This is a genomic window from Bradyrhizobium sp., from assembly GCF_017881085.1.
Taxonomy (GTDB): domain Bacteria; phylum Pseudomonadota; class Alphaproteobacteria; order Rhizobiales; family Xanthobacteraceae; genus Bradyrhizobium.
Genome location: NZ_JADGRI010000433.1, coordinates 1 through 3559, shown reverse-complemented (window position 1 = coordinate 3559; position 3559 = coordinate 1). Strand labels below are relative to the sequence as shown.

Below are 3559 nucleotides of genomic sequence, written 5' to 3'. Positions count from 1 at the left end.
CCGGTGAATTTCCAGTGGGACGATCCGTTCATGCTCGACGAGCAGCTCACCGAAGACGAGCGCATGATCCGCGACACCGCGCGCGCCTATGCGCAGGACAAGTTGATGCCGCGCATCACCAAGGCCTATCTGGAAGAGAAGGTCGATCGCGACATCTTCCACGAGATGGGCGAACTCGGCCTGATCGGCATCACCCTGCCGGAGGAATATGGCTGCGCCAATGCGAGCTACGTCGCCTACGGCCTGGTAGCACGCGAGATCGAGCGGGTCGATTCCGGCTATCGCTCGATGAATTCGGTGCAGTCGTCGCTGGTGATGCACCCGATCTATGCCTATGGCGACGAGAACCAGCGCAAGAAATACCTGCCCAAACTCGCCACCGGCGAATGGGTCGGCTGTTTCGGCCTGACCGAGCCGGATGCCGGTTCCGATCCCGGCGGCATGAAGACCCGCGCCGAGAAAACCTCCGACGGCTACCGGCTGACCGGTACCAAGATGTGGATTTCCAACGCGCCGATCGCCGACGTTTTCGTGGTTTGGGCGAAATCGGCCGAACATAACAACCAGATCCGCGGCTTCATTCTCGAAAAGGGCATGAAAGGCCTTTCTGCACCGAAGATCGAAGGCAAGCTTTCCTTGCGCGCGTCGGTCACTGGCGAGATCGTGATGGAAGGGGTGGAGGTGCCGGAGAGTGCGCTGCTGCCCAACGTATCCGGTCTCAAGGGACCGTTCGGCTGCCTCAACCGCGCCCGCTACGGCATTTCCTGGGGCGCGATGGGAGCTGCCGAAGACTGCATGCACCGGGCGCGGCAATACACGCTCGATCGCAAGCAGTTCAACCGCCCGCTGGCGGCGACCCAACTGGTGCAGAAGAAGCTCGCGGACATGCAGACCGATATCGCGCTGGGCCTGCAGGCCTCGCTTCGCGTCGGCCGGCTGATGGACGAGGGCAAGATGGCGCCGGAGATGATCTCCATCGTCAAGCGCAACAATTGCGGCAAGGCGCTCGACATCGCGCGCATGTCCCGCGACATGCATGGCGGAAACGGCATCCAGATCGAATATCACGTGATGCGCCACACCGCGAATTTGGAAACCGTCAATACCTATGAAGGCACCCACGACGTCCACGCCCTGATCCTGGGCCGCGCCATCACCGGCATTCAGGCGTTTTCGTAAGAGCTTCATCGTCATTCCGGGGCGCGCCAACGGAGCGAACCCGGAATCTCGAGCCGTATCATTCCAACTCGTCGAGATTCCGGGTCTGGCCCACCTAAGTCGGCTGTTGCCGACTTAGGAACATGATATTGCTGAACTCGGGTAAACCCGAGTTCAGTGGGCCATCCCGGAATGACGCTAGAGCAAAAAATCCCCCATGGCCGACAACGACGACGTCCCGTTCAACCGCGACTTCCCGCTTCCGCCGGGCGTGGCCGAGGAAGTCCGCCCCGGCGTGCGTCGCGTTCTCTGCAATAATCCGAGCCCGTTCACCTTCACCGGCACGGTGAGTTACATCATAGGTCGGGGCAAGGTCGCGATTGTCGATCCCGGTCCCGACAATGAGGAGCACGCCGCGGCGCTGCTGGACGCCGTGCGCAATGAGACCGTGACGCATATCCTGGTCACCCACACCCACCGCGACCACTCGCCGAACACCGCGCGGATCAAGGCGGCGACCGGCGCGACCGTTTATGCCGAGGGTCCGCACCGCGCCTCGCGGCCGCGCTTCGAGAGCGAGAAGCACAGCCCGGAATCCGGCGCCGACCGCGACTTCAGGCCCGACATCGAGGTGCGCGACGGCGACGTCATCGAAGGCGCGGATTGGGCGCTGCAGGCGGTGTCGACGCCGGGCCACACCGCCAATCACCTGGCGTTCGCCTGGCCGGATCGCAAATTATCCTTCGTGGGCGATCACGTGATGGGCTGGTCGACCTCGATCGTGGCGCCGCCGGACGGATCGATGGTCGACTACATGGCCTCGCTCGAGCGGCTGACGAGCCGCGATGAGGATCTGTACTTCTCGGGCCACGGGCCTGAAATTCCACAAGGCCCGCGCTATGTGCGGTTCCTGATCAAGCACCGCCAGGCCCGCGAAGCCTCGATCCTGCATCGCCTCGCCAAGGGGGAGGCGGATATCCCCACCATCGTGCGCGCGATCTATATCGGCATCGACCCGCGGCTGACGGGGGCCGCCGGCTATTCCGTGCTGGCGCATCTGGAGGATCTGGTCGCGCGGGGCATCGTCGCGACCGAGGGCGATCCGGTGATCGGCGGGACTTACCGGCTGGCGTGATGCCTCAGACCGTCATTCCGGGGCGCGCGTAAGCGCGAACCTCAGATGTGCAGTTGCACATCGGGGAATCTCGAGATTCCGGGTTCATCGCTCCGCGATGCCCTCAGATGTGCAATTGCACATCGGGGAATGACGAAGACGTCACTTCTTCACTACCTTGGGCGGCAGCTTGGCCGCCGGCGCGACCGGCTTCTTCACCGGCTTGAGGCTGGCGCTGTCGGCGGCGCTGTTGATGTCGTCGATCAGCTTGGAGATACGCGCGGCGTTGCTGCCGAGATCGCTCTCGAAATAGCGCGACGCCGAGCGGATATCGACGCGCGAGCCATCGGCGTCGTCAGGCGTGATGCGGATCGACACGTCCTCGCGGAAGCCCATGATCGGCGTCCGCGCCACCGCCTCGATGCGGCCGACGCGGCGCGGCGGTTGCGGGCTGCGCTCGTCGATCACGAGCCATTTGCGCTTGGTCACCAGGCGCATCGTGACGTCGAATGCCTGCTGCACGGGAACGTCGAGTTCCACCGTCTCGATATCGGGATAGGCCAGCCGCTGCTGCTCGGCGGAATACAGCCCGGCATACACCGCGGGGTTGGTGCCCTCGCCGGTGCGCAGCCGGGCCAGCGCCTCGAAGCGCGGCGGATCGATCGGATCGGTGGTGATGTCGTGGATCGGCGGCAGCTTGCGATATTGCACGGCGAGATAGGCGGGATAGGCCAGCACGACCGCGTCGATCAAGAGCGCCAGCAGGATGCGGCTCATGCCGCGCGATCCGTTCTGCCAGATCGCGGCAAAGGCGGCAAAGCCGACCAGAATAGAAAGCCCGGCGCAACCCAGCGCGCCGAAGAAGGTGGCCAGCGCCGGTTTCATCTCGAGAAAGCCGAAACGCACGATGAGGATCGAAACCAGCACGGCGACCACGGAGAATACCGCGAGATTGCGCGCCCATGACGCGAGGCTGGACACGGGCTCCGACTGATAGGGAGCGGAAAACCTGCGGGCCATCCCGGAATATTCCAATATCGACGTAAGCCGCCGGTCCGGTTCAGGCCGGCAAGCGGGCGCGCAGGTGACCTAGCGCATTTTCCGGCGCGCTGTGAAGCGGTTTGTGCCGGAAAATGGGGCTTGCGCGCCCTGTCGGAACAGGGCGCGCGATGTCGCTACGGGTATGGCTTAGTGCGTGGCCAGCGGGCAGGCCGAATCGGCGAGCTTTCCTAATGCCTGTTCGCCGGACATGGTCTGGATCAGCTTGTAGTAATCCCAGGGATACTT

At 63.8% G+C, this 3559-nt stretch carries 3 protein-coding genes; 2 read left to right on the top strand and 1 reads right to left on the bottom strand.

The window, feature by feature from the left end; genetic code table 11:
- Positions 1-3 precede the first annotated feature (3 nt).
- Both QZ213_RS26070 and QZ213_RS26065 read left to right on the top strand, forming a co-directional pair.
- Positions 4-1179: an acyl-CoA dehydrogenase gene (locus tag QZ213_RS26070; protein WP_291688940.1), complete on the top strand. Its 1176-nt coding sequence runs from the start codon at positions 4-6 to the stop codon at positions 1177-1179.
- Between the two features lie 196 nt (positions 1180-1375).
- On the top strand, positions 1376-2293 hold the full coding sequence (locus tag QZ213_RS26065; RefSeq protein ID WP_291688939.1) for an MBL fold metallo-hydrolase: 918 nt from the start codon (positions 1376-1378) through the stop codon (positions 2291-2293).
- A 141-nt stretch (positions 2294-2434) separates the two neighbouring features.
- Here QZ213_RS26065 and QZ213_RS26060 read toward each other — a convergent pair whose 3' ends face one another.
- Complete coding sequence (locus tag QZ213_RS26060) at positions 2435-3292, bottom strand: DUF1499 domain-containing protein (RefSeq protein ID WP_291688938.1); 858 nt, start codon at positions 3290-3292, stop codon at positions 2435-2437.
- Positions 3293-3559 lie beyond the last annotated feature (267 nt).

Bases quoted from the DNA above. Each gene is read 5' to 3' on its own strand.
- QZ213_RS26065 (WP_291688939.1), top strand. From the start codon at position 1,376: ATGGCCGACAACGACGACGTCCCGTTCAACCGCGACTTCCCGCTTCCG.
- QZ213_RS26060 (WP_291688938.1), bottom strand. From the start codon at position 3,292: ATGGCCCGCAGGTTTTCCGCTCCCTATCAGTCGGAGCCCGTGTCCAGC.